Raw genomic sequence first — 23,200 nt, forward strand, 5'->3', positions numbered from 1 at the left:
AATACATTCACTACTATAATCATGAGCGAATCAAACTAAAACTAAAAGGGCTGAGTCCTGTTCAATACAGAAATCAGCCCTCCTATGCATAACTAACAAACTGTCCAACTATTTGGGGTCACTTCATAAGTCCGGCTTTTTTATTCTTTAAAACGATATGTCTTATCGTTCTAGCCTTCAGCGATTCGCTTGGCAATATGCGCTAATGCTTCTTCAACCTGATCAATCAAAATGAGGCATAAGTCACCTGCACCTAAAGTGGAAAGTGCAGCGTCAATCGCGATAAATTCACCATTGATTTCTTTGATATCGGTCGTACGTTTTGCGTTTGCCAAGCCAGAGCGTAAGAGGGCGACGACTTCACCATCGGCACGGCCGCGCTGACATTGATCTTGATACAAAATGACCTGGTCGAAGGCGTTGCCAAGAATTTCGGTTTGTTGGCGAATGTCTTGATCACGGCGATCACCTGCGCCACTAATCACTACTGAACGACGATTGCCTGGCATACTTTCGACTGCTTGAACTAAGGCGGTAATCGCGTCAGGATTATGTCCGTAGTCTGCGATCAAAGTTGCGCCGCGATAGTTGAACACGTTAAAGCGTCCTGGCGCGTTATCGCTGTCGTTCATAAAGGATTTGAGACCTTTGCGGATCGCATCCCAGCTAATGTTGGTTGCCCACGCTGCGGCAACCGATGCCATCACATTTTCAACTTGGAAGCCTATCGTGCCGTTACGCGTGATTGGTACTTCTGACAGTGGAATACGTTGAGTCAGCTTGCCTTCGACGGCCACGATTTCGTTGTTTTCGATGAATACAACGCGATGTCCTTTGACGCGATGTGCTGCCATGATAGGTAAGTTACTATCTACGGCAAAGAAGGTAACAGCACCAGTACAATTATTCGCCATACCCGCAACAATCGGATCGGCCGCATTAAGAACTGCAACGCCATTGTCGGCCACGTTTTGTACGATGACACGTTTGAGTACGGCTAAATCTTCAACGGTCGTGATGTAATTTAAACCTAGATGATCACCCGAACCAATATTGGTGACAACCGCCACTTGGCAGCGATCATATGCCAGACCTTCGCGTAATACACCGCCGCGAGCAGTTTCGAATACTGCTGCATCGACATCGGGATGTGATAAGACATTGCGAGCACTGCGTGGACCGCTGCAATCGCCACTATCAATTTGACGGCCTTCGACATAAACACCATCGGTGTTGGTCATGCCGGTGCGTAAGCCGCTGGTGGTTAACAGATGAGCGATTAGACGTACTGTCGTTGTTTTGCCATTTGTACCCGTGACCGCGATAATAGGTATGCGACCGTCATCACCATCAGCAAACATTGCAGCAACGATGGCTTCGCCAACTGCTCGGCCTTTGCCGAATGAAGGCGATAAATGCATGCGTAAGCCTGGTGCAGCATTGACTTCAACAACGCCACCATTTTGTTCTTCGATCGGTTTTAAGACACTGTCGCAAACTACGTCAACACCACAAATATCTAAACCCACCATTTGCGCAGCTGCGACTGCGCGTGCAGCGACTTCTGGGTGGACATCATCGGTAACGTCTGTTGCCGAGCCGCCAGTGGATAAGTTGGCATTATTGCGTAACACCACGCGCGTGCCTTTTGCTGGCACAGAGTCAGCGTTGTAGCCTTGCTTGGCGAGGCTGGCTAGCGCAATATCATCAAAGCGAATTTTGGTGAGCGATGTCGCATGACCGCTGCCACGACGTGGATCTTTATTCACTTGCTCAACCAATTCGCGCACCGAGTGTGTGCCATCACCAACGACTTGTGGCGGGTCGCGACGTGCAGCTGCAACCAGTTTGTTGCCAACTACTAGCAAGCGGAAGTCATTGCCTGGCAAATAGCGTTCTACTAAAATGTCATCACGGAATTCAGCCGCTGCGATGTAAGCAGCTTCTAATTGTTCACGCGTTGTGACATTGACCGTAACGCCTTTTCCTTGGTTGCCATCTTTTGGCTTTACCACTACAGGTAAGCCAATTTCCAAAGCGATATTCCATGCATCCTCAACATCAATGGCGGTGCGCCCAAGTGGAACTGGTACACCTGCAGCATCTAATAGTGTTTTCGTCAGTTCTTTATCTTGTGCGATTGCTTCAGCAATGGCGCTTGTACCATCCATTTCAGCTGCTTGAATTTTTCTTTGTTTACTACCCCAGCCAAATGTTACCAAGCTGCCGCTAGTCAAACGGCGATAGGGAATATTGCGTGCAACCGCTGCATAAACAATTGAGCCAGTTGATGGGCCTAGACGTAAGTCTTCATCAAGCTCACGTAATTCATGCAATGCCGAAGCCAAATCAAAATGGCTGTTGTTGAGTGCCGCGTTGCATAATTTTTCAGCGAGATCGAAAGCCAAGCGACCGACGTCCTCTTCTGAGTATTCGACCACAACTTGAAAAATACCTGCTTCTAAAGTTGGTGTTGTTCTACTGAATGTAACAGGGCAGCCCGCTTGTGCTTGTAATGCCAGTGCAGCTAATTCAAATACGCGTGCAAGAGGAATTGCATCATCGTGGCCAGTCGCTTGTAATGGGCCAATCTCAGGAAATAAAGCGCGCAAGCGAGACTCGAAATCAGGAATCGCATTGATTGATAATTCCTCTGGTGTGCAACGAACGATTGCTTCCACCGCAGTGTGGTGACTCCAGAGGTTAGGGCCACGCAAGGCCCTGATTCGTGAAACTTCCATAAACCTTTATCCTATCTCCGGGCAGTTTGCCCAAAATGTCTGTGTGTGATTTCGCTTGTTGAGTAGAAATCCAATTTTGAGTCAGCGTTTTTTAATAATGTTTTTTTGGCGGATTTGAATCAAAATTCCTGAGTGCTGCAGCGATGACATCTGGTGAGATATCCAATGCCCACGCTGCGGCAACTGCGGCCATAATCGTTTCTGGCTGTTCTGCTTTGGATGGTTTTAAAGCAGAAAGCGCTAACAATTTTTGTTCGCTGTTGCCAGTGCCTAAAATAATTTCCTCATCACGTAAAAACACGGCGCGCTTGCCTAATTGCAGATGTTTGCAGATGGCAGCACTGTTTGTTGAAAGGCCATAAAAAATCACTTCGCCATCCGATAACTCTGCTAACTCTTCTGCACTAGGAATGGCAGCATTAATGACTGCACATCCTTGTGGAAGTACCACATCAATTTGTGTGCGCATCACTTTAAACATTTGTTCTGCCTCGGTGATGTAATAGGCTGATAGATCGTTGTGTCCATCAAGATCAGTAAGTACGCCTACAGTGCATTTGTCGTAAGCGAGACCGTCATTCAAAATACATTTTGCATTGGTTTCAAATACAGCCGCTTCTACATTGCGGTTTAATAACAAGCGTTGACCTGCGTTCCAAGCGGTGCAATCGCTTTTTACTACTTGGCGTTGATCAAGGTATAAGCCGTCGGCGCAAGCAACGCCTGTATATTTGCCTTCCATGCTCAGCATACTGCCAACCAAGCGAGAAATTAAACTAGTACCTTTGCCGCCAGCGATGCCAATAATTGGCATGCGACCATTGTCTTCTGATCCAAATAGATGCTCGATGATGGCAGCACCAATATCACGAGCTTGGCCGACTGCGGGTTTGAGGTGAGAAAGTAAGCCTGGGCTGGCGTTGACTTCGATAATCGCGCCGCCTTGTTCTTGAAGTGGTTTAGAAATGTCTCGACACACCAAATCAATACCAGAGATATCTAAGCCGACAATCCGCGTTGCTAGTGCAACTAAGCGTTGGTTTTCAGGATGTACCTGATCGGTCACATCAATCGCAACATTGCCATTTGGTTGAATTAAAACACGTTGATCTGCGGCAGGAATGGAATCAGCAGTCATGCCTTGACGTTTAAGGTCAAGAATAATTTCAGCGCTCTCGTCTGGCTTGACTAGACCGAGTGGGAATTCTTCAGTTTCACCTCGACGCGGATCAATATTGATTTGTTGTTCAACCAATTCTTTCACGCTGGATTTACCATCGCCAATCACCCACAATGATTCGCCCTTGGCTGCTGCAACCATGCGATTTCCAACGACTAAGAGACGATGTTCGTCGCCCACGATATAGCGTTCAACAATCACGCTCGCGCTATCACCTTCGGCAGATGCAATCTCATACGCTGCGGTGACATCTTCTTGGGTCATTAGATTTAATGTAACGCCACGTCCATGATTGCCATCATAAGGTTTAATTACCACTGGCAAACCAATGTCTTGTGCTTCTTCCCAAGCTTCCTCAGCGCTGCGTACTAAGCTTCCTTCTGGAACGGGAACGCCACATGCTTTTAACAGCGACTTGGTCATATCCTTGTCGCTGGCGATGCTCTCAGCAATGGCGCTGGTTCGATCGGTTTCCGCCGTCCAAATGCGTCTTTGTCGTGCGCCATGACCAAGTTGTACTAGATTACCTTCAGTTAGACGAATGAAAGGGATGTTGCGATCGGTTGCGGCGTCAACAATGTGTGCGGTACTTGGTCCCAGACAAAGTGAGTCAACCATATCTCGCAATTTTTCTAAATCGGTATCGAAGTCATACGCTTGATCCTCAATCATGGCCATGAGTAAATCACGTCCCATGTTGAGCGCAGCGCGTCCGACTTGTTCTTGACGCGTGCGAAACGCCATTTTATAAACGCCTTCGATATGCGTAGAGCGTGTTTGACCGAAACCAGTACGCATCCCCGCCATATTTTGCAGTTCAAGAACAACATGTTCAAGGATGTGGCCAACCCAAGTACCTTCTTTTAATCGTTCTAAAAAACCGCCTACTTCACCAACGCCACAACGATGTTGCATCAAGCCGGGCAAACGTGCGGTTAATCTTTCGTATAAGCCGGGTAATTGATTTGATGGAAGTTGTTCGAATTCGCCAATATCTAAGCAAACTTCGATGACAGGGCGATAAGTCCAAATATTGGGTCCGCGTAAATGCGAAATTCGGAGCGGCGTGATGTCTTTCTTTTTTGTAGTCATGAATGTCAATTTTAGTATTGAATAGTGAAATCACCATTCGCTTCAATTTTTAATTGGATTCTAATTTGTTTGGGTTGCTTGGCATGATGAGTAACGTATCTTCGGCAAACTAGGCTGACACGCATTGTTAATTTCAGCAAAATTGAAAAAAACGCACCTATGCTTGCTGGTATACTTCTGCCAATTACCAAAACAAATAATCACCTTGATCTTGTTTTCCTGTCGACAGAATACCGTAATTTGTCGTTACAGTCATACAGCTTGATGCAATCTTCTACAGTTTTCATCAGCTTTGTTGATGAATAGCGCATTATCTCGTATGCATACGCAAAAATAAGTGCGGTTTTTTTAATATTTTGTTGGGATTGCGCTTTTTGGCGAACACCCATCTATGGAGTTTTCTTTACGATGACAACAGCAACATTAGCGATCACTAGCGCAACTCCAAGTTTGCCTGAGGTATGGAAGGCAGAGTTGAGCTTGCAATTAGGACAAGGAGAAACGCTTTTAAGTGCAGTGGAAACGGATCTTGATTCGAAATTGCGTTTTCAACGTGGATTGATCGTCGTCACTGATCAACGTCTGTTATCTAAATCAAGTGAGTCTTCTGAGTGGCAAAGCTGGTATTTCAAGCAAGGTCTACAAATGCGCCACCACGATCATGCTGGCGTCGGTCATTTGGAACTGGTTGATGCGAATAATTTGTTGGCGCATTGGCGTTTTACGCTAGGTCAAAATTTGCTGATTATGCGTTTGATGGATGCCTTTAATGAGCAATTACAAGTACGTTTGACTGGACGCCCAGTTGAAAAACCAGAACAGAATGTTTGCCCAAGTTGTAAAGCGATTTTGGAGGCAGATCAAGAAGAATGTCCAGTCTGTACCAAGGTCATTCATACGCCGCCATCGACATGGACTCTGTTCCGTCTGTGGCGTTTTGCTCGTCCATATAAGATTTCTTTGATCATCGGATTTACTTTGATGTTGTTGGGCACAGCAGCACACATGATTCCGCGCTACTTGACTAAACCCTTGACGGATGAAGTGCTGATTCCTTATCAAAGCGGTAAGGTGGTAGAGACCTCCTTGGTCGCACTATATATAGGTGGTTTGCTCGGCGCGGCGATTTTAGCTTGGCTATTGAGTTGGGGTAAAACTTATATTCTGGCATTGGTTTCAGAGCGTATTGGTGCTGACTTACGTACCGCTACCTACGAGCATTTACTGAAATTATCTTTGGAATATTTTGGTAGTAAAAGAACTGGTGATTTGATGTCACGCATCGGTAGTGAGAGTGACCGAATCTGCGTGTATTTATCTTTACATCTGCTTGATTTTGCTACTGATGTCTTGATGTTTTTAATGACTGCTGCGTTTTTGTTGCAAATTAATGTGAAGCTAGCACTAGTCACTTTATTGCCATTGCCATTGATCGCTTGGGCGATTCACATGGTTAGAGATCGCTTGAGAACGGGCTTTGAGAAAATTGATCGCGTCTGGGGGGAAGTAACGAATGTATTGGCAGATACGATTCCTGGGGTGCGCGTAGTGAAAGCGTTCGCACAGGAAAAACGTGAAGCAACACGCTTCCGCGAAGCGAATAAACATAATTTGGCGGTCAATGATAAATTAAATAAAGTATGGTCATTGTTCTCTCCTATCGTGTCATTTTTGACGGACATCGGAATTTTGGTGGTCTGGGCATTTGGTATTTGGCAAGTTGCTCATGCCGAAATCACTGTGGGTGAACTAGTCGCTGCCATTGCCTTTATCAGCAATTTTTATGGGCGTATCGATTCCATGAGTCGTATCGTGTCAGTGACACAGAAATCAGCATCTGCGGCAAAACGTATCTTTGATATTTTGGATCATGTTTCCAGCGTTCCTGAGCCAAAAAATCCGGTGAAAATTACCGAGGTCAAAGGACAGATTGAATTGCGTGAAGTGGGATTTCGTTATGGGAATCGTGCTGTCAACCGCAATGTGAGTTTAAATATTCAACCTGGAGAAATGATTGGTCTTGTTGGACATAGTGGCTCAGGTAAAAGTACTTTAGTGAATTTGATATGTCGTTTCTACGACGTCGCTGAAGGTGCAATTTTGCTCGATGGTGTTGATATCCGATCATTCGCGGTTGCTGACTATCGCAGTCATATTGGCTTGGTGTTACAAGAGCCATTCTTATTCTTCGGTACGATTGCCGACAATATCGCTTATGGTAAACCACATGCCACTAGAGAAGAGATTGTTGCGGCAGCCCGTGCCGCGCATGCGCATGAATTTATTTTGCGACTTCCACAAGGTTATGACTCAATGGTTGGTGAGCGCGGTCAAGGACTGTCTGGTGGTGAACGTCAGCGTATTTCGATTGCACGTGCCTTATTGATTGATCCACGTATCTTAATCATGGACGAGGCAACTGCATCCGTGGATTCGGAGACAGAAAAAGAAATCCAAAAAGCACTCGACAATTTGGTCCAAGGTCGTACCACAATCGCAATTGCACATCGACTTTCAACTCTGCATAAAGCGGATCGACTGGTAGTATTAGATCGAGGCGAGATCGTTGAAGTCGGTAATCATGATGACTTGATGACAAAGCAGGGCGCCTATTTTAAATTGTATGAGGCGCAGGCACGAAATGCTGCCGCGTTGGCAGTGGTGGGAGAATAAATATGACGACATCATTTCAATTGACACGAAATAGCTTTCGACAACTGGTACTGACTGATGCGAACGGTGTTGAGCATGTCGATGTGCGACCAGTACGCGCTTTTCCAATTCAATCGCCAAATGACGGGATTTCTTTGGTTAAAGAAAATGGCGCAGAGCTTGCTTGGATTGATCATTTGGTTGATTTACCAGAAGCGATTCGCGACCTAATCACTGAAGAGCTTGAAGGTCGTGAATTCATGCCTGAAATCATAAAAATTGTCAGTGTCACTAGTTTTGCGACACCTTGCACTTGGCATGTTCAAACAGATCGTGGCGATACGAATTTTGTGCTTAAAGGCGATGAAGATATCCGACGAATTGGAAAAGATTCTTTGCTAATCTCTGATAATCACGGCATTCTTTTTTTCGTCCGCAATATGTTTGAAATCGATAAGCACAGTCGAAAGATCCTAGATAGATTTTTGTAAGCGGGATGGGCGTTGGTTCGACTGCGCATCTAAAACAAAATATTTATTCACTGAATTGTTGGTGCAGTCGAATTACTGAGGTAACGATGCACCAACATCGCGTTCATCACATTACTCTCGATATTGAAGCTCGATCTATACCAAATTTTATAGCGTGCATCTATATAGTTTAACGGTGTCGCCAGCGGCTAATTGAAAGTTACTTTCAAACTGAAATCCCAGCTTTTCTAAAAGCTGACTGGAGGGGAGATTATGGGGCGAGACTATCGCCAGTAATTCTTGCATCGACAGCACCTGTTTCGCGTATTTTAGTAATCCTTGATTCGCTTCATAAGCATAACCCTTGCGTCCAAACTCTGGTAAGTAAGCATACCCAATATCGATGCCAGGTAATTCGTCGCGTTGAACTAGGCCGCATAGGCCAATTGCTTGTCGATCTTCTTTTCTTTCCACCAAATAGAGACTAAATCCCAGCTGTTCTTGCACATCCCGATGTGCTGTTTGAATTGCATTTTCAGCGTCGGCGATCGTACGTATTCCTTTGTCGCGAATATTCTTGATGAAGCTAGGCTCGTTGACCAAGCGTAGAAAAAAAACGGCGTCGCTTGCATTTAAAGTTCTTAGGCGTAGCCGTTCTGTTTCAAAAATAGTTTCAGTTGGAAGCAGTGCTTGTGTCATCTATCGTCATTTCTGATGTTATGTGGGTATAGCTATACGTCGTTGAACCGGTTTTGCGCCAGTATATTGCGCCGGATGTAGCTTAAACACGGCAACTGCTTGCGATAAAGCATGCGCCTGTTCTTGCATACTTTCTGCAGCTGCGGCAGCTTGTTCTACGAGAGCGGCATTTTGCTGCGTCATTTCGTCGATGTGGGTAATCGCTAAATTGACTTCTTCAATGCCGGCACTTTGTTCTTGACTCGCTGCTGTAATTTCTGCCATTAAATCCGCTAGGTATTTCACTGATGAGACTATCTCATCCATCGTATTTCCGGCATCATCAACTAAGCGCGCGCCATCATCGACTTTGGTCACGGAATCGTTAATAAGTTCCTTAATTTCTTTCGCAGCTCCGGCTGAACGTTGCGCTAAGCTTCTAACTTCAGAGGCAACCACGGCAAAGCCTCGACCTTGTTCGCCAGCGCGTGCCGCTTCCACGGCCGCATTTAAGGCAAGAATGTTGGTTTGAAATGCGATGCCATCGATCACACCAATAATGTCGACAATTTTCTTTGAACTATCTTTAATCGAATTCATCGTGTGAACCACATTGCCGACGACTTCTCCGCCTTTTTTCGCGACATCAGAGGCTTTTAATGCCATCGCATTTGCTTGTCTAGCATTATCCGCATTTTGTTTGACGGTTGATGTTAGCTCTTCCATGGAAGAGGCTGTTTCCTCTAAAGATCCTGCCTGTGACTCGGTACGGGAAGAGAGATCAGCATTACCTGCTGCGATTTCGCTCGAAGCAGTTGCAATCGTCTCTACACTTTGATTCACTGTTTGAATCGTTTGAACCAAGTTTTGATTCATGTGTTCGAGTGCATCTAGTAAAACGCCGGTCTCATCTTCTGCGTTTTTCTCGAAGCTAGCGGTTAAATCGCCATTGCCGACGCGTGTCGCAATATCAATTGCTTCATTGAGAGGAACCGTGATTGATCGGGTGATCCAATATGCTAAGAAAGCGCAAACTGCTGTCGCTAATATGCCAGTGATGATCATCATTTTGATCGACCAGCTCACATCTGTTTTTACTGCGGCTGCCTCTTTTTCTAATTGTTTTCGTTCATGGTCAACCACCGCTTTCATTTCCATCGTTGCTTTTGCTAGCGCGGGGAACACCACGTTATTCATTTGATTTTCTGCTGCTTCAATATCATCTAGTTCTAGTGAATCAGCGGCTTTGGAAAACGATGCGACAAATGCGACTCTTGATTTGGTTGCTGTCTCAATCAAGGTTTTTCTCTCAGGATCATTGCCTTGTTTCGCTAGTTTTTCGAGTAGCTGTCCTATGGTTTTCTTATTCGCGTCAATGATTTGGTATTGTTCTTTGCGTACATTTTGATCGCGTGTCAGAAATAAAGATGAAACACGGCGGCCATTTTCTTGCATCAGGCGGGCAACTTCGAGAGATATTTCGACACCACTTACATTTTGATCCAGCATCGTCGAGGTTTGTTTTTCTATATCATTTAGACGACTTGTATTAAATGCGCCCATCACCAACATTATGATTAACAACATACCAAAGCCCAGCCAGAGGCGCGTACGAATCTTGAGTGAGTTCAAATGCATTTGATGCCTCCTAAACTTAGATTGAAATAGAAGTGATATGTAGTAATTACGGCACAATCAGATTTCTTTAAGGCTTTAGTACATCATTGAGGCAAAGTAGAGATGCCTGCACGTAATAAATCATACACAGACTTCAACCTTTCTAAAATTAATTTATTGTAGGGATTACTGAAAACCAACAACGCTACACGGTAAAATGGCGAGATTGTCGTTGTACTTGGATTGCGTATGCGACACGCTCGTTAGACTCATTCTATTGAAACCAAAAGATATGAAATTAGCTACTTTAAAAGATGGTACTCGCGACGGACAATTGATCGTTGTGTCGCGTGATCTCAAAAACGCGCAAATCGCGGATGGAATCGCTGCAACTTTACAGCATGCTTTAGATGACTGGAATTTCATTGCTCCTCAATTAAATGAGGTATATGAGCGCTTGAATGCTGGTCGCGGTATTAATAGCTTTGATTTTGATCCCAAAAATTGTATGGCGCCCTTGCCGCGCGCATTTCAATGGGCGGATGGCTCTTCTTATGTGAACCATGTGGAACTGGTGAGAAAGGCGCGCAATGCTGAAATGCCTGAGAGTTTTTGGCACGATCCTTTGATGTACCAAGGCGGAAGCGATGATTTTATTGGCCCGATGGACGATATTGAATTAATTTCCGAAGAGTGGGGCATCGATTTTGAGAGTGAAATCGCGGTCATTACAGGCGATGTTCCGATGGGCGTGAAGGTGCAACATGCAAGTGAACATATTCGTTTGCTGATGTTGGTAAATGATGTTTCGCTACGCAATTTGATTCCGGCTGAACTGGCAAAAGGATTTGGATTTTTCCAATCAAAACCGGCATCGAGTTTTTCACCGGTTGCAGTGACACCAGATGAATTGGGCGAAGCTTGGAAAGATGGCAAAGTTCATTTACCACTGCGTTCAACATGGAACGACAGTTTGGTTGGTCAACCGAATGCGGGCGTCGATATGGTATTTTCTTTTCCGCAGTTAATTACGCATTTGTGTAAGACACGCAATGCACGTGCCGGTACGATTATTGGTTCGGGCACGGTATCTAACAAAGATCCGAAAAAAGGTTATAGCTGCATCGCTGAGAAGCGCGCTTTAGAAATGATCGCGAATGGAGAGGCTAGTACAGCGTTCATGAAATTTGGCGATAAGATTCGGATTGAAATGTTCGATAAAAACGGCAAGTCGATTTTTGGTGCGATCGAACAAAGCGTGGTTGAGTACACAAAAAACTGAAGAATCGCGGTTTTTTGAATAGGAAATGGATTTTTTCTAGAAAATCGATCCTTGAGTCTATATACTGTCTAAGTTATATAAACTGAATAAAGTTAATATTTATCGTATAAAGAATTAGGTCTTTTTATCCGATAAGCAGTGATTCGACAACGATCCAATAGCGATCATTTACTTTATTCTGACTCAAGGATGCCTGCATGAACTTACATCAATTGCGCTTCGTACGCGAAGCGGTCAGACAGAATTTCAATTTAACCGAGGCGGCCAAAGCGCTGTTCACTTCGCAACCCGGTGTATCTAAGGCGATTATTGAGCTAGAAGAAGAGTTGGGCGTTGATATTTTTGCGCGACATGGTAAGCGTATTCGTGGCTTGACTGAGCCAGGGCGCGCGGTGTTGAAGTCGGTAGAAATGATCATGCAAGAAATCGATGGCTTAAAGCGCATCGGTAAAGAGTTTGCTGCGCAAGATAGCGGTAGTTTTACGATTGCGACAACGCACACACAAGCGCGTTATGCATTGCCTAAACTTGTGCAAGCATTCATGCAGAAATATCCGAAAGTGCGTTTGTCGCTATTGCAAGGAAGCCCGAAACAAATTGCAGAAATGGTGATGCGTGATCAAGCAGATATTGCAATCGCAACAGAGGCAATTACGAGTGTTGATGGTTTGGTATCCATGCCTTGCTATCAATGGGAGCACGTGGTGGTAGTGACGCCCGATCATCCTTTGATGAAATTGAAATCGATCACGTTAGAAGATATTGCCAAGTATCCTTTAATTACTTACGACGCTGCATTTGCTGGGCGCAGCAAAATTGATCACGCGTTCGAAGTGCGTCATCTAAAGCCTGATGTCTTGTTAGAAGCTATTGATGCCGATGTGATTAAAACTTATGTCGAACTTGGTATGGGCGTTGGCATCATTGCCGGAATGGCATTTGATGCAGAACGCGATCAAAATTTACGCACAATATCGGTCGGCCATTTGTTTGGAATGAATGTCTCGCGTGTCGCGGTTCGGCAAGGCGCTTATTTACGTACCTACATGTACACTTTTATAGAGATGCTGTCACCGACCATGAATCGCAAATTGATCGATCAAGTTATGCAAGGTGGTAAAGATAGTTACGATCTTTAAATCATGATGAGATCGACCTACATAAAAATTTTAAACTATTGTAATCCTGAAAGAATGAAATGAAGCGTGAAGCATTAGCTGAATATTATGCGCAATGCGCTGAAAGCTTTGATGAAAAATATCAAGAGCCAGATCTAGAAGAAGACGCTTATGCTGCTGCCGAACATGTCGCTGAAGCACTGGCTGATCGTGATGTGTTGGAACTGGGATGTGGCTCTGGATTTTGGACACAACATATTGCAGAAACGGCGAAGTCCATATTCGCAACCGATATCAATGAAGTGATGTTGGAACTAGCGCAAGATCACGACTATCCAGAAGATAAAGTAAAGTTCGCGATTGCCGATTGGCACGATTTGCAATTGCCAGTTGAGCTGAAGTTCAATGCTTGTTTTGCTGCTGGTATGTGGGCACATATTCGTCGCGATGAATATGAATCTGTATTTAAAAATATTCGTAAAGCGATTGGAAGCGGTGGTTTGGTGGTGCTGATTGACGACAATATTGTCGAAGATTTTACCGCGCCAACAGCGCGTACTGACAGCGATGGTAATACCTATCAAATTCGTGAATTGCCTGATGGTAGGCGCGTCGAAGTGATTAAAAATTTTCCTACCGATAGTTATTTGAAGAAAAAATTTGCAAGCATTGCGCGTGATATTCGCGTTAGCCGCAATGAGTTTTTTTGGATGTTAACTTGTGTATTGAAATAAGGATAGATCAAAAATGACGCTGCAAATTTGTACTGAAAAAATTAGAAATAAGCTTGGTGAAGATAGTAGTTTAAATGCCCGTCTTAAGTTTGATTGTGGTGCAGATGGTGTGGTATTTGTTGATGCGATCGCTCGGCCGCATCAGGTTGATAACCAGGATCGTGATGCTGACTGCACAGTAAGTCTCGCGCTTGACGACTTAGTTGCCTTATTGGCTGGAGAGTTAAATCCAGTCAGTGGATTTATGAATGGCAAGCTTAAATTAGCAGGCGATATGAGTATTGCGATGCGACTGCAAAAAGTCGTTTGACATAGCTCTCATTATGGTGACGCAAGAGATTCCATCAGCCAAGCAGTTAACCAAACAGTTTCGAATTCAACTTGTTAAGCAAGGAATTGAGTTTAGCTGTGCAACGAGCGAAACAATCTTGCAGGCAGCATTAAGACATGGAGTGGTCATCGCGAATTCATGTCGCAACGGAAGTTGCCGAACTTGCTTGTGCCGACTGCAAACTGGACAAGTGAATTATGTGGTGGAATGGCCAGGGTTGAGCTTTGACGAAAAACTAGATGGCTACATATTGCCTTGTGTCGCAACGCCTTTAAGTTCCTTGATTATTGATGAACTTGTGCTGAGCTCTTTGTAAATCGAATGTGCATTAGCATGCGCCGATAGCTTTGTGATTGATGCTTGGGTAGGCTGATCAAGCTGAACGAAAACTATCGGCGACGAAGTGAAATTGATTTTGGGTTTATTGTAACTGCGCGTTTTTACAAGTTCTGAGTCCCCCTGACTTTTTATCCCAACATGCGCTATTTGCTTCTGGGATTGGACTAGGAATGCCTTCCTTGTTCAGCTTAGCCATTCTCGTATCCCAGGCCTTGACGCCATGTTGATCAATATGGAGTCGAATTGCCCAGCCTAAGGTTTGCGCCTCGTTATCAACAGCATCAATCATGAAATTGCCTATGCTATAAATAATTGGCTTACCTTTATAGGTTTCGGTATCTTGGATTACATGTGGATGGCCTCCAATCACGGCATCAGCACCCGCATCAATCATGATTCGCGCTAATTCACGTTGGCGTTTATTCGCTGTCATTTCGTTTTCCCAGCCCCAGTGCATAAAGGGGATGATGATGTCTGCACGATAGTCTTGGCGGGCTGCCTTAATGTCGGCAATCACTTGTTCATCCTCACTCCATGCCACACCGGCTTTGTTGACGTTTGCCTCAAAACTGCGCGGCATAAATTCATCGTAGCCCAGTAGGGCGATGCGTAAACCATTCCGCTCAATAATGTGCGGACGATGTGCCTCGCTTTGATTATTTCCACCACCAAAATAGGGCATTTTTTGTGCATTTAGTAGCGTCAACATTTCGCTAAAAGCAGCAGGCCCGTAATCGCCCGAATGATTGTTCGCAATTGAAATCGCATCGAAATATTTTTTTAAGAGGGGAATCACACGTGGATGCGCACGAAATGTGAAGTTTTTCTCTGATGCTTTTCCTGTTGTGGCTATAACACACTCTAAATTGCCCACGCGAATATCCGCACTTTGAAATATTTTTTCAAATGCAGCGAACGGGTCTTGTCCTTGTTCGATGGCTTTACCAGGCAGATCGTCCAACACCATATCGCCAACAAACAAGATGCTTACTTGCTTGGTTGGCTTAGTTGTCGCCTTTGTTGCCGATGTATCGTTTTGAGCGAAGCTTGGAATCGCGATACTGCAAATGACGATGATGATTAGTTGTTGAAGTAAGTTTTTCATTGTTGACGCAATCCTAGAAAACACTGATATTGCAATTCTCGCTCGACTTCTCCCGCATATAGATAATTGATGGGAGTCAGCGCTCGCATCTTGCGTCCAATTTTAATGGGATCTTTATACGTCGCTTGATGGATAGGCACATCTATATCACGCCCTTGTAAGTAGGCATACAGTTTGATGTAGTTCAGCTTTTTATGATCGCCTATCATTACAGCCTTGAAACTAAAACGACCACCGATATCGTGAATTGGCGCCACATAAGGATCCTTACTAACACGGGTCTCGACTATCTGTGTACTGCCAGCATATGTAACATTACAGCGCAATAAGGCTTGGTTTTTTGAAGCAGTGGCCTGAGCGGCAGGTAAACTGGCGAGCAGCAAAATCGGTAAAAGCACAGCTAGCCGCAATTGGCGATACTTGGGTTGGCTTTTCATATTCTTTGGATAGAGTCAAACAAGGTGCTAGTGTAGAGGTCTGCTATTAAAAAAACTAGTATCAAACTTTCGTTTGTTTAGAACGGAGTGAGGCTCTTTTGGGGGAGAGTGGTCGATTCGATCAGGAAACCGTCGAAATACGTTGAAAACACCAAGAAATTTCCTACTTTTAATTTAAAATTTACTTTCCAGAGAAATTGTGCGTATAATCGGGGCTATCGTTGAGATTCTAGGTAGTAGTGCAGTATCAGTCTGTCATTTCTTGCTTGGTTGAAACGATTCATCGGGCAACTGCCCACATTAACTGAAATAGGAAATTGTAATGGCAACAGGTATTGTAAAATGGTTTAATGATTCTAAAGGTTTTGGCTTCATTACTCCTGACGAAGGCGGCGAAGATTTGTTCGCACATTTCTCAGCAATCGTATCTCAAGGCTTCAAGTCTTTGAAAGAAAATCAACGCGTTTCTTTCGACGTGACTACTGGCCCTAAAGGCAAACAAGCTTCAAACATTCAAGCTATCTAATTTGATAACTTGCATGACTTGTTAAAGTCAAGAAAAAAAACCCGGCCGTTTAGCCGGGTTTTTTTTTGTTGCTTTCTTTTAATTTGCATTATTTTTCAATTGAATATCGGCAATATCTCTTTCGAATTGATCGAAAGCTATCTATACTGAGCTTATGCTAAATCAATATTGATTTTCAGCAACTACGTTATTCTGAAAGAGTACATGATCATTCTTTCGCATACATTTATTTGGAGACAAGCGTATGTTTAATGTCACGATTAGGTTTAGATTGATCGCCACGATGGCTGTAATGGGAATTATGCTGGTCGTCGGTGGTTTGATGGGTATTTGGGGTGTTAAAAATAGCAATGCAATTATTAGTGAATTGTTTGCGAATCAAATGCCTTCAATGCAGAGTTTAGCCGATTCGCGAGTAAATTATTTGCGAGCCAGAGTTTTGCTTGATCGTGCGATTGCTCACCCAGAACTTGCGAATCATGCTGAAACTTTGAAACGAATAGATGGATATGTAACTCAGGCAAACGAAGATTGGAATAAGTATCTTAAATTGCCAATGGCAAGCGATGAAAAAATCGTAGTGGCAGAGGCGAAAGATTTGATAGATAAATTTTTGAAAGATGGGTTTTTGTTGGCATTAAACGCAGTAAAAGCAGGAAATGTGGAGGAAGCGGATAGGATCAACTCGAGTGTAATGGGTAAATTATATGAGCAATATTCACAAAAAATTATCCAACTTGAATCGATGCAATTTGCACAAGCTGAAGGAAAGCTAAAAGCGAGTCAAGAAGCATTCAAAGTGTTTATGTGGGTTGATATAGCTGGTGTGTTGGCTGGATTAATAGCAGTAACGATCTCTGCTTATTTCTTGCTTGCTGCGATTTCTCATCCTTTAAATTTTGTACTGACACAATTTGATGCGATAGGCAATGGTGATTTGTCCACTCAGATAAAAGCAAAATCAAATGATGAAATGGGGCAATTGCTAACTGGCTTAGAAAATATGCGCCAGAATCTCGTGCAGACGGTGACGACAGTAAGACAAGGTAGTTCTTCTATAGCTGTCTCCTCTGAGGAAATCGCAACCGGTAACATGGATTTATCTGCTCGAACTGAGAACCAAGCAGCTAGCTTAGAAGAAACCGCTTCTTCTATGGAAGAGTTGACCTCCACGGTTCAACAAAATGCGGACAATGCTCGTCAAGCAAATACGTTAGCATTGAAGGCGTCGGGCGTCGCAAGCAAAGGTGGTCAAGTGGTTGGTGATGTGGTCCATACCATGAATTCGATCAAGGATAGCTCTAAGAAGATTGTCGATATTATTGGCGTTATTGATGGAATCGCGTTTCAAACCAATATTTTAGCGTTGAACGCTGCGGTTGAGGCTGCCCGCGCGGGTGAACAAGGACGAGGCTTTGCGGTAGTCGCATCGGAAGTACGTAGTTTGGCACAGCGCTCTGCAAGTGCCGCAAAAGAAATTAAAGAGCTAATTAATGACTCTGTAAGTAAAGTAGAAACTGGCTCACGCTTAGTTGACGATGCCGGACATACCATGGATGAGATCGTTGTCTCGATTAAAGGTGTGGCCGATATCATGGCGGAGATCACCGCTGCCAGTGCTGAACAGAGCGATGGTATCGCACAAGTTAACATCGCGATTACGAAGATGGATGAAGCAGTTCAACAGAATGCCGCATTGGTGGAAGAAGCCGCTGCTGCAGCGGGAAGTATGCAAGAGCAGGCGAATAACTTGAATCAAGCGGTCAGCATTTTCAAACTTAGTGAAAACGACAGAAGCCAACACTATATGGCTGAATCACCTGCACCAAAGCCAGCAGCGAAGAAACCAGTTGTAAAGAAAGCGGCAGTTAAATCCTTACCAAATCAAAGTTCTTCATCCTCGTTTAAGAGCAATAAGCAAGAGAGTTCTGACCAAGATTGGGAAGAGTTTTAATTGTTAATGGATGTGATTTAGCTTGAAAAAACAAAGGCGACTATGGGCCGCCTTTGTTTTTTTTTGATAACGCATTTTGACTAAGTTTAACTAATTCTAGCGAGCTCAAACCTCAGCACAGTACTTCAAAGTAGCTTAGATTTTATGCTGCCAATAATTTGGTTTAGCATATGCGGCCCGCAAAAAATCGACAAACGCGCGTATGCGCAAGGGTAAATGACGACGCTGCGCAAAGATCGCGTAAATATCGTTACCTGGTGCATTGTATTCGTCTAACACGGTAACCAATTTACCGGTTTCGATCTCACTGCCAACCTCCCACATAGAGCGCCAAGCGAGGCCTTTTCCAGACAATGCCCAGTCATGCAACACCGCACCATCGTTGCAGACCATATTGCCTTCTACTTTGCGCAAAACATTTTTTCCATTTTCTCGAAAAGTCCAACCGCGTTGGCTACCATCGCTGCTAAATGTCAGGCAATTATGGTGGTGCAAATCATCCAAGGTCTGCGGACGACCATGACGTTTGATGTAGTCAGGTGAGGCTACGACAACGCGTTTATTGTCTGCTAGTTTGACACCGATGAGATTCGAATCCGTTAATGTTGCAATACGAATCGCAACGTCTACACCTTCGCCAATCAGATCAACCACGCGGTCGTTGAGGTTCAAGGTCAGCTTCACTTCTTTGTGTTCTGCTAGGAAGCTAGGGATTAAAGGAGCCACATGTTGCCGTCCAAATCCTGCGGGAGCGGAGATCGTCAATTGACCACTCGCTTTTGCGCTGCGTTCAGAAACCGAAGTTTCTGCTTCTTCTAGTTCTGCCAAAATACGTTGGCAGTCTTCGAGAAATGCTGCACCTTCGATCGTGAGTGCGATTTTGCGAGTGGTGCGTTGCAAAAGCTTCACATCGAGTCTTTCTTCTAAAGCATCGAGTCGTCGACCTATCATTGCGGGCGCGACTCCTTCGGCACGTGCGGCGGCGGATAAACTGCCGCGGGTAGCAACTTCAGCAAAGGTCGAAATCTGTTTAAATTGGTCCATCTTTAAGTCTCCACCATACGCAATTCTTCTATGAGAAATTGACTAATCTGATTGAATTGAATTTCCGCACGCATATTCGAATATCCATTATTGGTACATCGAAGTGCGTTTATTTTTGTAGTGAGTGCGTGCCTAATTAAGCTAGTCTTTTAACTAATAGTAACAATAAATTGTTGATATTGGATTATTTGTGATTAAAAGTTAAAAATACTGTGATAAAACGAGGCATTATGTACACATAGATGTTGAATATACTTTGATTTAACTATTCATTTGCATCTAAATCTGGCTTAAATTTTTTATTTTCTTAAGTTTTTTATGAATTTATGACTGTATTAATCATTTCTACTGCGAAAAATCGCTATTGAAGAATAAATTGTGCACTGCAATGATTGAACCGTATTTCTACTGCTTATTTACTACTTATTTTGTTGACTATTTTTTAGGTGAGCCACTATGACACAACTGACATTACCTGCCGGTATGGAAATTACCGGTGCAATCAAGCCTGGTTTTGAGCAAATTTTGACGCTAGATGCCTTAAATTTAGTCGCTAAATTAAGCCGCCAATTTGAAACGCGTAGGCAAGAATTGCTAGGCACGCGCGTTGCTCGTGCTGCGCGTATGGACGCGGGTGAACGACCAGATTTTCTTCCTGAAACCGCGCATATTCGTAATGGTGATTGGACAATTGCGCCAATTCCCAAAGCCTTGGAATGCCGTCGTGTTGAAATCACCGGACCAGTTGAGCGCAAGATGATTATCAATGCCTTAAATTCTGGCGCGGATAGTTATATGACGGATTTTGAGGATTCCAATACACCCAATTGGGATAATCAAATTGCGGGTCAGATCAATTTACGTGATGCAGTGCGTCGCACAATTAGTCTCGAACAAAATGGTAAGAGATATCAGTTGAGTGACAAGATCGCGACTTTAGTTGTGCGTCCACGTGGTTGGCATTTGGATGAAAAGCATGTGCTAGTCGATGGCAAACGTGTATCTGGCGGTATCTTTGATTTTGCTTTGTTCATGTTCCATAACGCCAAGGAGCAAATCGCTCGTGGCGCTGGTCCATTTTTCTATTTGCCTAAAATGGAATCACATTTAGAAGCGCGCTTGTGGAATGATATTTTCGTGATGACACAAAATGAACTTGGTTTGCCACAAGGGACGATTAAAGCGACCGTCTTGATTGAAACCATCGTTGCTGCATTTGAGATGGATGAAATTTTATATGAGCTGCGTGAGCATAGTTCAGGTTTGAACGCAGGCCGTTGGGATTATATTTTCTCATGCATCAAAAAGTTTAAAAATGACGGCGATTTCTGTTTAGCTGATCGCGCAAAAGTAACGATGACGGCGCCGTTTATGCGTTCTTATGCCTTGTTGTTATTGAAGACCTGCCACCAGCGTAATGCTCCGGCTATTGGCGGTATGGCGGCCTTAATCCCAATTAAAAACGATCCAGAAAAGAATGAGATTGCGATGGCGGGTGTGCGTAACGATAAGGCGCGTGATGCGACCGATGGTTACGATGGTGGTTGGGTCGCCCATCCAGGTTTGGTTGATTTGGCGATGGCGGAGTTTAAGAAAGTTTTAGGCGATGCGCCCAATCAAATTGCAAAAAAACGCCCCGACGTCGTCGTGAGTGCGCAAGATTTGCTCAACTTCCAACCAGAAACACCGATCACCGAAGCAGGATTGCGTTACAACATTAATGTCGGTATCCATTATCTTGGCGCGTGGTTAGCGGGTAATGGTTGCGTACCAATTCATAATTTAATGGAAGATGCAGCAACTGCCGAAATTAGTCGCTCGCAAGTATGGCAATGGATACGCTCCGTCAAAGGCGTGTTAGAAGATGGTCGTAAGATTACCGCTGCGATGGTGCGCGAGATGATTGTGGAAGAATTGGTGAAGGTAAAGCAGTCAGTCGGTGAAGGTGCAACTTACGATAGAGCTGCGCAGATTTTTGAGGAAATGTCGACTTCGGCTGATTTTGCAGAATTTTTAACTTTGCCTTTGTATGAAGAGATTTAAGTTGTGATATGAGGAGATTGCGCCGATGAGATTGATTAGATCGTAGTACGGTGCAGCAAGTTGGCAGAATCAAGTGGACACCAGTGATAGTCTTAATTGCTTCGATTGATTCAGTTAACCAATAAAAAAGCGAGCTTAGTTCACACTAGGCTCGCTTCTAATTTTGGGGTGTGCAGTGTACTTTACTCGCTCGGTGGCACATAACCTTGCGCTGCATCTGCACCATCACCGAAGAAGTGCTTTTCCATTTGCGTCGCCAAATACTTGCGAGCGCGGGTGTCGGCGAGATTCAAACGGTTTTCATTGACCAACATGGTTTGATGTTTCAACCAAGCAGCCCACGCTTCTTTGGACACATTTTCAAAAATCTTTTTACCCAATTCACCTGGATAAGTTGGAAAGTCTAGGCCTTCAGCTTCTTTATCTAATTTAATGCAGTGGACCATGCGGGCCATAATCGGTACTCCTTCAATGATTCAAATTCTAGGGGGATAAGCCTTGATTATACGTTTGATTTTTAAATCGGGTTGGCAAGCATATTTATAGTTGCTTGATTAAGACCAAGGATTTGCGCTGCCAGTTGTACATTTTTTGTCGATCTTTTGGTAAATCATCGACAGTCGCTTGGACAAATCCACGCTTTAAGAACCAATGTGCAGTGCGAGTGGTTAACACAAACAAAGAGTGGAATCCAGCACGACGGGCGCGTTTTTCCATGTGTTTTAAAATGCGTTCGCCATCGCCTTGGCTTTGTACGTCGGGATTTACCGTGAGACAAGCCATTTCGCCCATTTTGTCGAAAGGGAATGGGTACAACGCCGCACAGCCAAAGATCACACCATCATGCTCGATGACGGAGAAGTAATTAATTTCACGTTCAATTAACTCACGTCCGCGTTTGACTAAGGTGCCATCGGCTTCTAGTGGCTCGATCAATTTAATAATGCCACCGACATCTTCAATGGTCGCTTCGCGCAAGCTTTCGAGGTTTTCGGTAGAAACCATGGTGCCAACGCCATCATGCGTGAACAATTCAAGCAGGGCGGAGCCATCAATCTTATAAGGCACGATGTGAATACGTGGGACGCCGCCGCGTGAAGCTTTGACGGCGTGCTCGAGATAAAAACTAGCGTCAGAAGCTAAATATTTCTTTTCAAGTTCTGCTTCTGCTTGTTTATACGATAATTCACGAATCTCATCACCGTCTTGATCGACCATCATCGGAGTTTCGGAGATGAAGATGAGTTTATCCGCACGCAAAGCGGTAGCAGCAGAAACCGCAACATCTTCCATCGTCAAATTAAAAGCTTCACCTGTCGGCGAGAATCCTAGCGGAGATAGCAACACCAAACTACCAGCATCCAAGATACGGTCTATCGTGTCATAGGCCACTTTACGGGTTGTTCCTGTCAATTGGAAATCCACACCATCGACAATTCCAATCGGTTTTGCCGTAACAAAATTGCCAGAAATAATTCGTATCGCTGCGTGTGCCATCGGTGTATTCGGCAGACCTTGGCTGAACGCGGCCTCAATATCTAAGCGTAATTCGCCTGCGGCTTCTTTCGAACATTCCAGTGCAGCGGTATCGGTAATCCGTATGCCGTTATGAAAACGACCTTCGACATTACGCAGTGCCAACTGCTCCGCGACCTGTGGACGTGAGCCATGCACGATCACGATTTTGATCCCGAGTGCGTGCAGTAGCGACAAATCCTGCGCCAAAACGGGCAGGGCACCAGCCACCACGAGTTCTCCCGGAAACGCGACCACGAAGGTCTTTCCACGGAAGGCATGAATATACGGTGCGACCGAGCGCAGCCAATGAACGAATTGAACAGAATTTTCCATGGACGG

Annotated in this window: 20 protein-coding genes; 11 read left to right on the forward strand and 9 right to left on the reverse strand. The window is 44.4% G+C overall.

All coding sequences use genetic code 11. From position 1 onward, the window contains the following. The coding region (locus KDM92_RS15525) for an IS3 family transposase (protein ID WP_212683795.1) at window positions 1-92 on the forward strand (92 nt) is incomplete at its 5' end. Window positions 93-170: 78 nt separating this feature from the next. On the opposite strand, the gene cphA is transcribed toward KDM92_RS15525, so the two are convergent. Then, complete coding sequence (gene cphA, locus KDM92_RS15530; RefSeq protein ID WP_212685359.1) at window positions 171-2,741, reverse strand: cyanophycin synthetase; 2,571 nt, start codon at window positions 2,739-2,741, stop codon at window positions 171-173. Window positions 2,742-2,832: 91 nt separating this feature from the next. Further along, window positions 2,833-5,013 carry a cyanophycin synthetase gene (locus tag KDM92_RS15535; protein ID WP_212685360.1) on the reverse strand — a complete coding sequence of 727 codons (2,181 nt, stop codon included), beginning with the start codon at window positions 5,011-5,013 and terminating at the stop codon, window positions 2,833-2,835. Window positions 5,014-5,421: 408 nt separating this feature from the next. Here KDM92_RS15535 and KDM92_RS15540 point away from each other — a divergent pair, with 408 nt between their 5' ends. Together KDM92_RS15540 and KDM92_RS15545 are read left to right on the forward strand one after the other, a co-directional pair. Continuing rightward, on the forward strand, window positions 5,422-7,686 hold the full coding sequence (locus tag KDM92_RS15540) for a cyanophycin metabolism-associated ABC transporter (protein WP_212685361.1): 2,265 nt from the start codon (window positions 5,422-5,424) through the stop codon (window positions 7,684-7,686). Between the two features lie 2 nt (window positions 7,687-7,688). Further along, on the forward strand, window positions 7,689-8,156 hold the full coding sequence (locus KDM92_RS15545; protein ID WP_212685362.1) for a cyanophycin metabolism-associated DUF1854 family protein: 468 nt from the start codon (window positions 7,689-7,691) through the stop codon (window positions 8,154-8,156). A 147-nt stretch (window positions 8,157-8,303) separates the two neighbouring features. Here the strand turns inward: KDM92_RS15545 and KDM92_RS15550 are convergent, their stop codons facing one another. Both KDM92_RS15550 and KDM92_RS18905 read right to left on the reverse strand, forming a co-directional pair. Next, window positions 8,304-8,834, reverse strand: coding sequence for a GNAT family N-acetyltransferase (locus KDM92_RS15550; RefSeq protein WP_212685363.1), 531 nt, complete (start codon window positions 8,832-8,834; stop codon window positions 8,304-8,306). Window positions 8,835-8,852: 18 nt separating this feature from the next. Next, window positions 8,853-10,451: a methyl-accepting chemotaxis protein gene (locus KDM92_RS18905; protein WP_212685364.1), complete on the reverse strand. Its 1,599-nt coding sequence runs from the start codon at window positions 10,449-10,451 to the stop codon at window positions 8,853-8,855. A gap of 271 nt (window positions 10,452-10,722) precedes the next feature. Here KDM92_RS18905 and KDM92_RS15560 point away from each other — a divergent pair, with 271 nt between their 5' ends. The 5 genes from KDM92_RS15560 to KDM92_RS15580 all read left to right on the forward strand — a co-directional run bounded on the left by KDM92_RS15560 (window position 10,723) and on the right by KDM92_RS15580 (window position 14,211). Continuing rightward, window positions 10,723-11,712, forward strand: a complete 990-nt coding sequence (locus KDM92_RS15560; RefSeq protein WP_212685365.1) for a fumarylacetoacetate hydrolase family protein — start codon at window positions 10,723-10,725, stop codon at window positions 11,710-11,712. 197 nt (window positions 11,713-11,909) lie between these two features. Continuing rightward, entirely contained in the window at window positions 11,910-12,851 is a 942-nt protein-coding gene (locus KDM92_RS15565; RefSeq protein ID WP_212685366.1) for a CysB family HTH-type transcriptional regulator, read from the forward strand. Between the two features lie 59 nt (window positions 12,852-12,910). Next, entirely contained in the window at window positions 12,911-13,564 is a 654-nt protein-coding gene (locus tag KDM92_RS15570) for a class I SAM-dependent methyltransferase (protein WP_212685367.1), read from the forward strand. Between the two features lie 13 nt (window positions 13,565-13,577). Continuing rightward, window positions 13,578-13,874 (forward strand): SCP2 sterol-binding domain-containing protein, encoded by a 297-nt coding sequence (locus KDM92_RS15575; RefSeq protein WP_212685368.1) that lies wholly within the window; start codon window positions 13,578-13,580, stop codon window positions 13,872-13,874. A 13-nt stretch (window positions 13,875-13,887) separates the two neighbouring features. Beyond that, a complete protein-coding gene (locus tag KDM92_RS15580) occupies window positions 13,888-14,211 on the forward strand; it encodes a 2Fe-2S iron-sulfur cluster-binding protein (RefSeq protein WP_212685369.1) in 324 nt (107 codons plus the stop codon). A gap of 105 nt (window positions 14,212-14,316) precedes the next feature. Here the strand turns inward: KDM92_RS15580 and KDM92_RS15585 are convergent, their stop codons facing one another. Together KDM92_RS15585 and KDM92_RS15590 are read right to left on the reverse strand one after the other, a co-directional pair. After that, window positions 14,317-15,339, reverse strand: a complete 1,023-nt coding sequence (locus KDM92_RS15585) for a CapA family protein (RefSeq protein WP_212685370.1) — start codon at window positions 15,337-15,339, stop codon at window positions 14,317-14,319. Then, window positions 15,336-15,776, reverse strand: a complete 441-nt coding sequence (locus KDM92_RS15590; protein ID WP_230408380.1) for a hypothetical protein — start codon at window positions 15,774-15,776, stop codon at window positions 15,336-15,338. The genes KDM92_RS15585 and KDM92_RS15590 overlap by 4 nt, the downstream gene beginning before the upstream one ends. A 322-nt stretch (window positions 15,777-16,098) precedes the next feature. Here KDM92_RS15590 and KDM92_RS15595 point away from each other — a divergent pair, with 322 nt between their 5' ends. Continuing rightward, window positions 16,099-16,302 (forward strand): cold-shock protein, encoded by a 204-nt coding sequence (locus KDM92_RS15595; protein ID WP_186916917.1) that lies wholly within the window; start codon window positions 16,099-16,101, stop codon window positions 16,300-16,302. 244 nt (window positions 16,303-16,546) lie between these two features. Beyond that, window positions 16,547-18,256: a methyl-accepting chemotaxis protein gene (locus KDM92_RS18910; RefSeq protein ID WP_329603167.1), complete on the forward strand. Its 1,710-nt coding sequence runs from the start codon at window positions 16,547-16,549 to the stop codon at window positions 18,254-18,256. A 135-nt stretch (window positions 18,257-18,391) separates the two neighbouring features. On the opposite strand, the gene KDM92_RS15605 is transcribed toward KDM92_RS18910, so the two are convergent. Continuing rightward, entirely contained in the window at window positions 18,392-19,300 is a 909-nt protein-coding gene (locus KDM92_RS15605; RefSeq protein ID WP_212685371.1) for a LysR family transcriptional regulator, read from the reverse strand. A 456-nt stretch (window positions 19,301-19,756) separates the two neighbouring features. Between KDM92_RS15605 and aceB the strand changes: the two genes are divergently transcribed. Next, entirely contained in the window at window positions 19,757-21,343 is a 1,587-nt protein-coding gene (aceB, locus tag KDM92_RS15610) for a malate synthase A (RefSeq protein ID WP_212685372.1), read from the forward strand. Window positions 21,344-21,525: 182 nt separating this feature from the next. Here aceB and KDM92_RS15615 read toward each other — a convergent pair whose 3' ends face one another. Beyond that, entirely contained in the window at window positions 21,526-21,798 is a 273-nt protein-coding gene (locus tag KDM92_RS15615; RefSeq protein WP_189346622.1) for an oxidative damage protection protein, read from the reverse strand. An 85-nt stretch (window positions 21,799-21,883) separates the two neighbouring features. Next, window positions 21,884-23,194: an amino-acid N-acetyltransferase gene (argA, locus tag KDM92_RS15620; protein ID WP_189346623.1), complete on the reverse strand. Its 1,311-nt coding sequence runs from the start codon at window positions 23,192-23,194 to the stop codon at window positions 21,884-21,886. Window positions 23,195-23,200: the final 6 nt, after the last annotated feature.

Origin of the sequence: Affinundibacterium baiyunense (assembly GCF_018139645.1) — a bacterium.
GTDB classification, from domain to species: Bacteria; Pseudomonadota; Gammaproteobacteria; order Burkholderiales; family Burkholderiaceae_D; genus Undibacterium; species Undibacterium baiyunense.

Excerpts from the sequence above, each read along its gene's own strand:
- cphA (WP_212685359.1), bottom strand. The coding sequence starts at position 2,741 with ATGGAAGTTTCACGAATCAGGGCCTTGCGTGGCCCTAACCTCTGGAGT.
- KDM92_RS15535 (WP_212685360.1), bottom strand. The coding sequence starts at position 5,013 with ATGACTACAAAAAAGAAAGACATCACGCCGCTCCGAATTTCGCATTTA.
- KDM92_RS15540 (WP_212685361.1), top strand. The coding sequence starts at position 5,422 with ATGACAACAGCAACATTAGCGATCACTAGCGCAACTCCAAGTTTGCCT.
- KDM92_RS15545 (WP_212685362.1), top strand. The coding sequence starts at position 7,689 with ATGACGACATCATTTCAATTGACACGAAATAGCTTTCGACAACTGGTA.
- KDM92_RS15550 (WP_212685363.1), bottom strand. The coding sequence starts at position 8,834 with ATGACACAAGCACTGCTTCCAACTGAAACTATTTTTGAAACAGAACGG.
- KDM92_RS18905 (WP_212685364.1), bottom strand. The coding sequence starts at position 10,451 with ATGCATTTGAACTCACTCAAGATTCGTACGCGCCTCTGGCTGGGCTTT.
- KDM92_RS15560 (WP_212685365.1), top strand. The coding sequence starts at position 10,723 with ATGAAATTAGCTACTTTAAAAGATGGTACTCGCGACGGACAATTGATC.
- KDM92_RS15565 (WP_212685366.1), top strand. The coding sequence starts at position 11,910 with ATGAACTTACATCAATTGCGCTTCGTACGCGAAGCGGTCAGACAGAAT.
- KDM92_RS15570 (WP_212685367.1), top strand. The coding sequence starts at position 12,911 with ATGAAGCGTGAAGCATTAGCTGAATATTATGCGCAATGCGCTGAAAGC.
- KDM92_RS15575 (WP_212685368.1), top strand. The coding sequence starts at position 13,578 with ATGACGCTGCAAATTTGTACTGAAAAAATTAGAAATAAGCTTGGTGAA.
- KDM92_RS15580 (WP_212685369.1), top strand. The coding sequence starts at position 13,888 with ATGGTGACGCAAGAGATTCCATCAGCCAAGCAGTTAACCAAACAGTTT.
- KDM92_RS15585 (WP_212685370.1), bottom strand. The coding sequence starts at position 15,339 with ATGAAAAACTTACTTCAACAACTAATCATCATCGTCATTTGCAGTATC.
- KDM92_RS15590 (WP_230408380.1), bottom strand. The coding sequence starts at position 15,776 with ATGAAAAGCCAACCCAAGTATCGCCAATTGCGGCTAGCTGTGCTTTTA.
- KDM92_RS15595 (WP_186916917.1), top strand. The coding sequence starts at position 16,099 with ATGGCAACAGGTATTGTAAAATGGTTTAATGATTCTAAAGGTTTTGGC.
- KDM92_RS18910 (WP_329603167.1), top strand. The coding sequence starts at position 16,547 with ATGTTTAATGTCACGATTAGGTTTAGATTGATCGCCACGATGGCTGTA.
- KDM92_RS15605 (WP_212685371.1), bottom strand. The coding sequence starts at position 19,300 with ATGGACCAATTTAAACAGATTTCGACCTTTGCTGAAGTTGCTACCCGC.
- aceB (WP_212685372.1), top strand. The coding sequence starts at position 19,757 with ATGACACAACTGACATTACCTGCCGGTATGGAAATTACCGGTGCAATC.
- KDM92_RS15615 (WP_189346622.1), bottom strand. The coding sequence starts at position 21,798 with ATGGCCCGCATGGTCCACTGCATTAAATTAGATAAAGAAGCTGAAGGC.
- argA (WP_189346623.1), bottom strand. The coding sequence starts at position 23,194 with ATGGAAAATTCTGTTCAATTCGTTCATTGGCTGCGCTCGGTCGCACCG.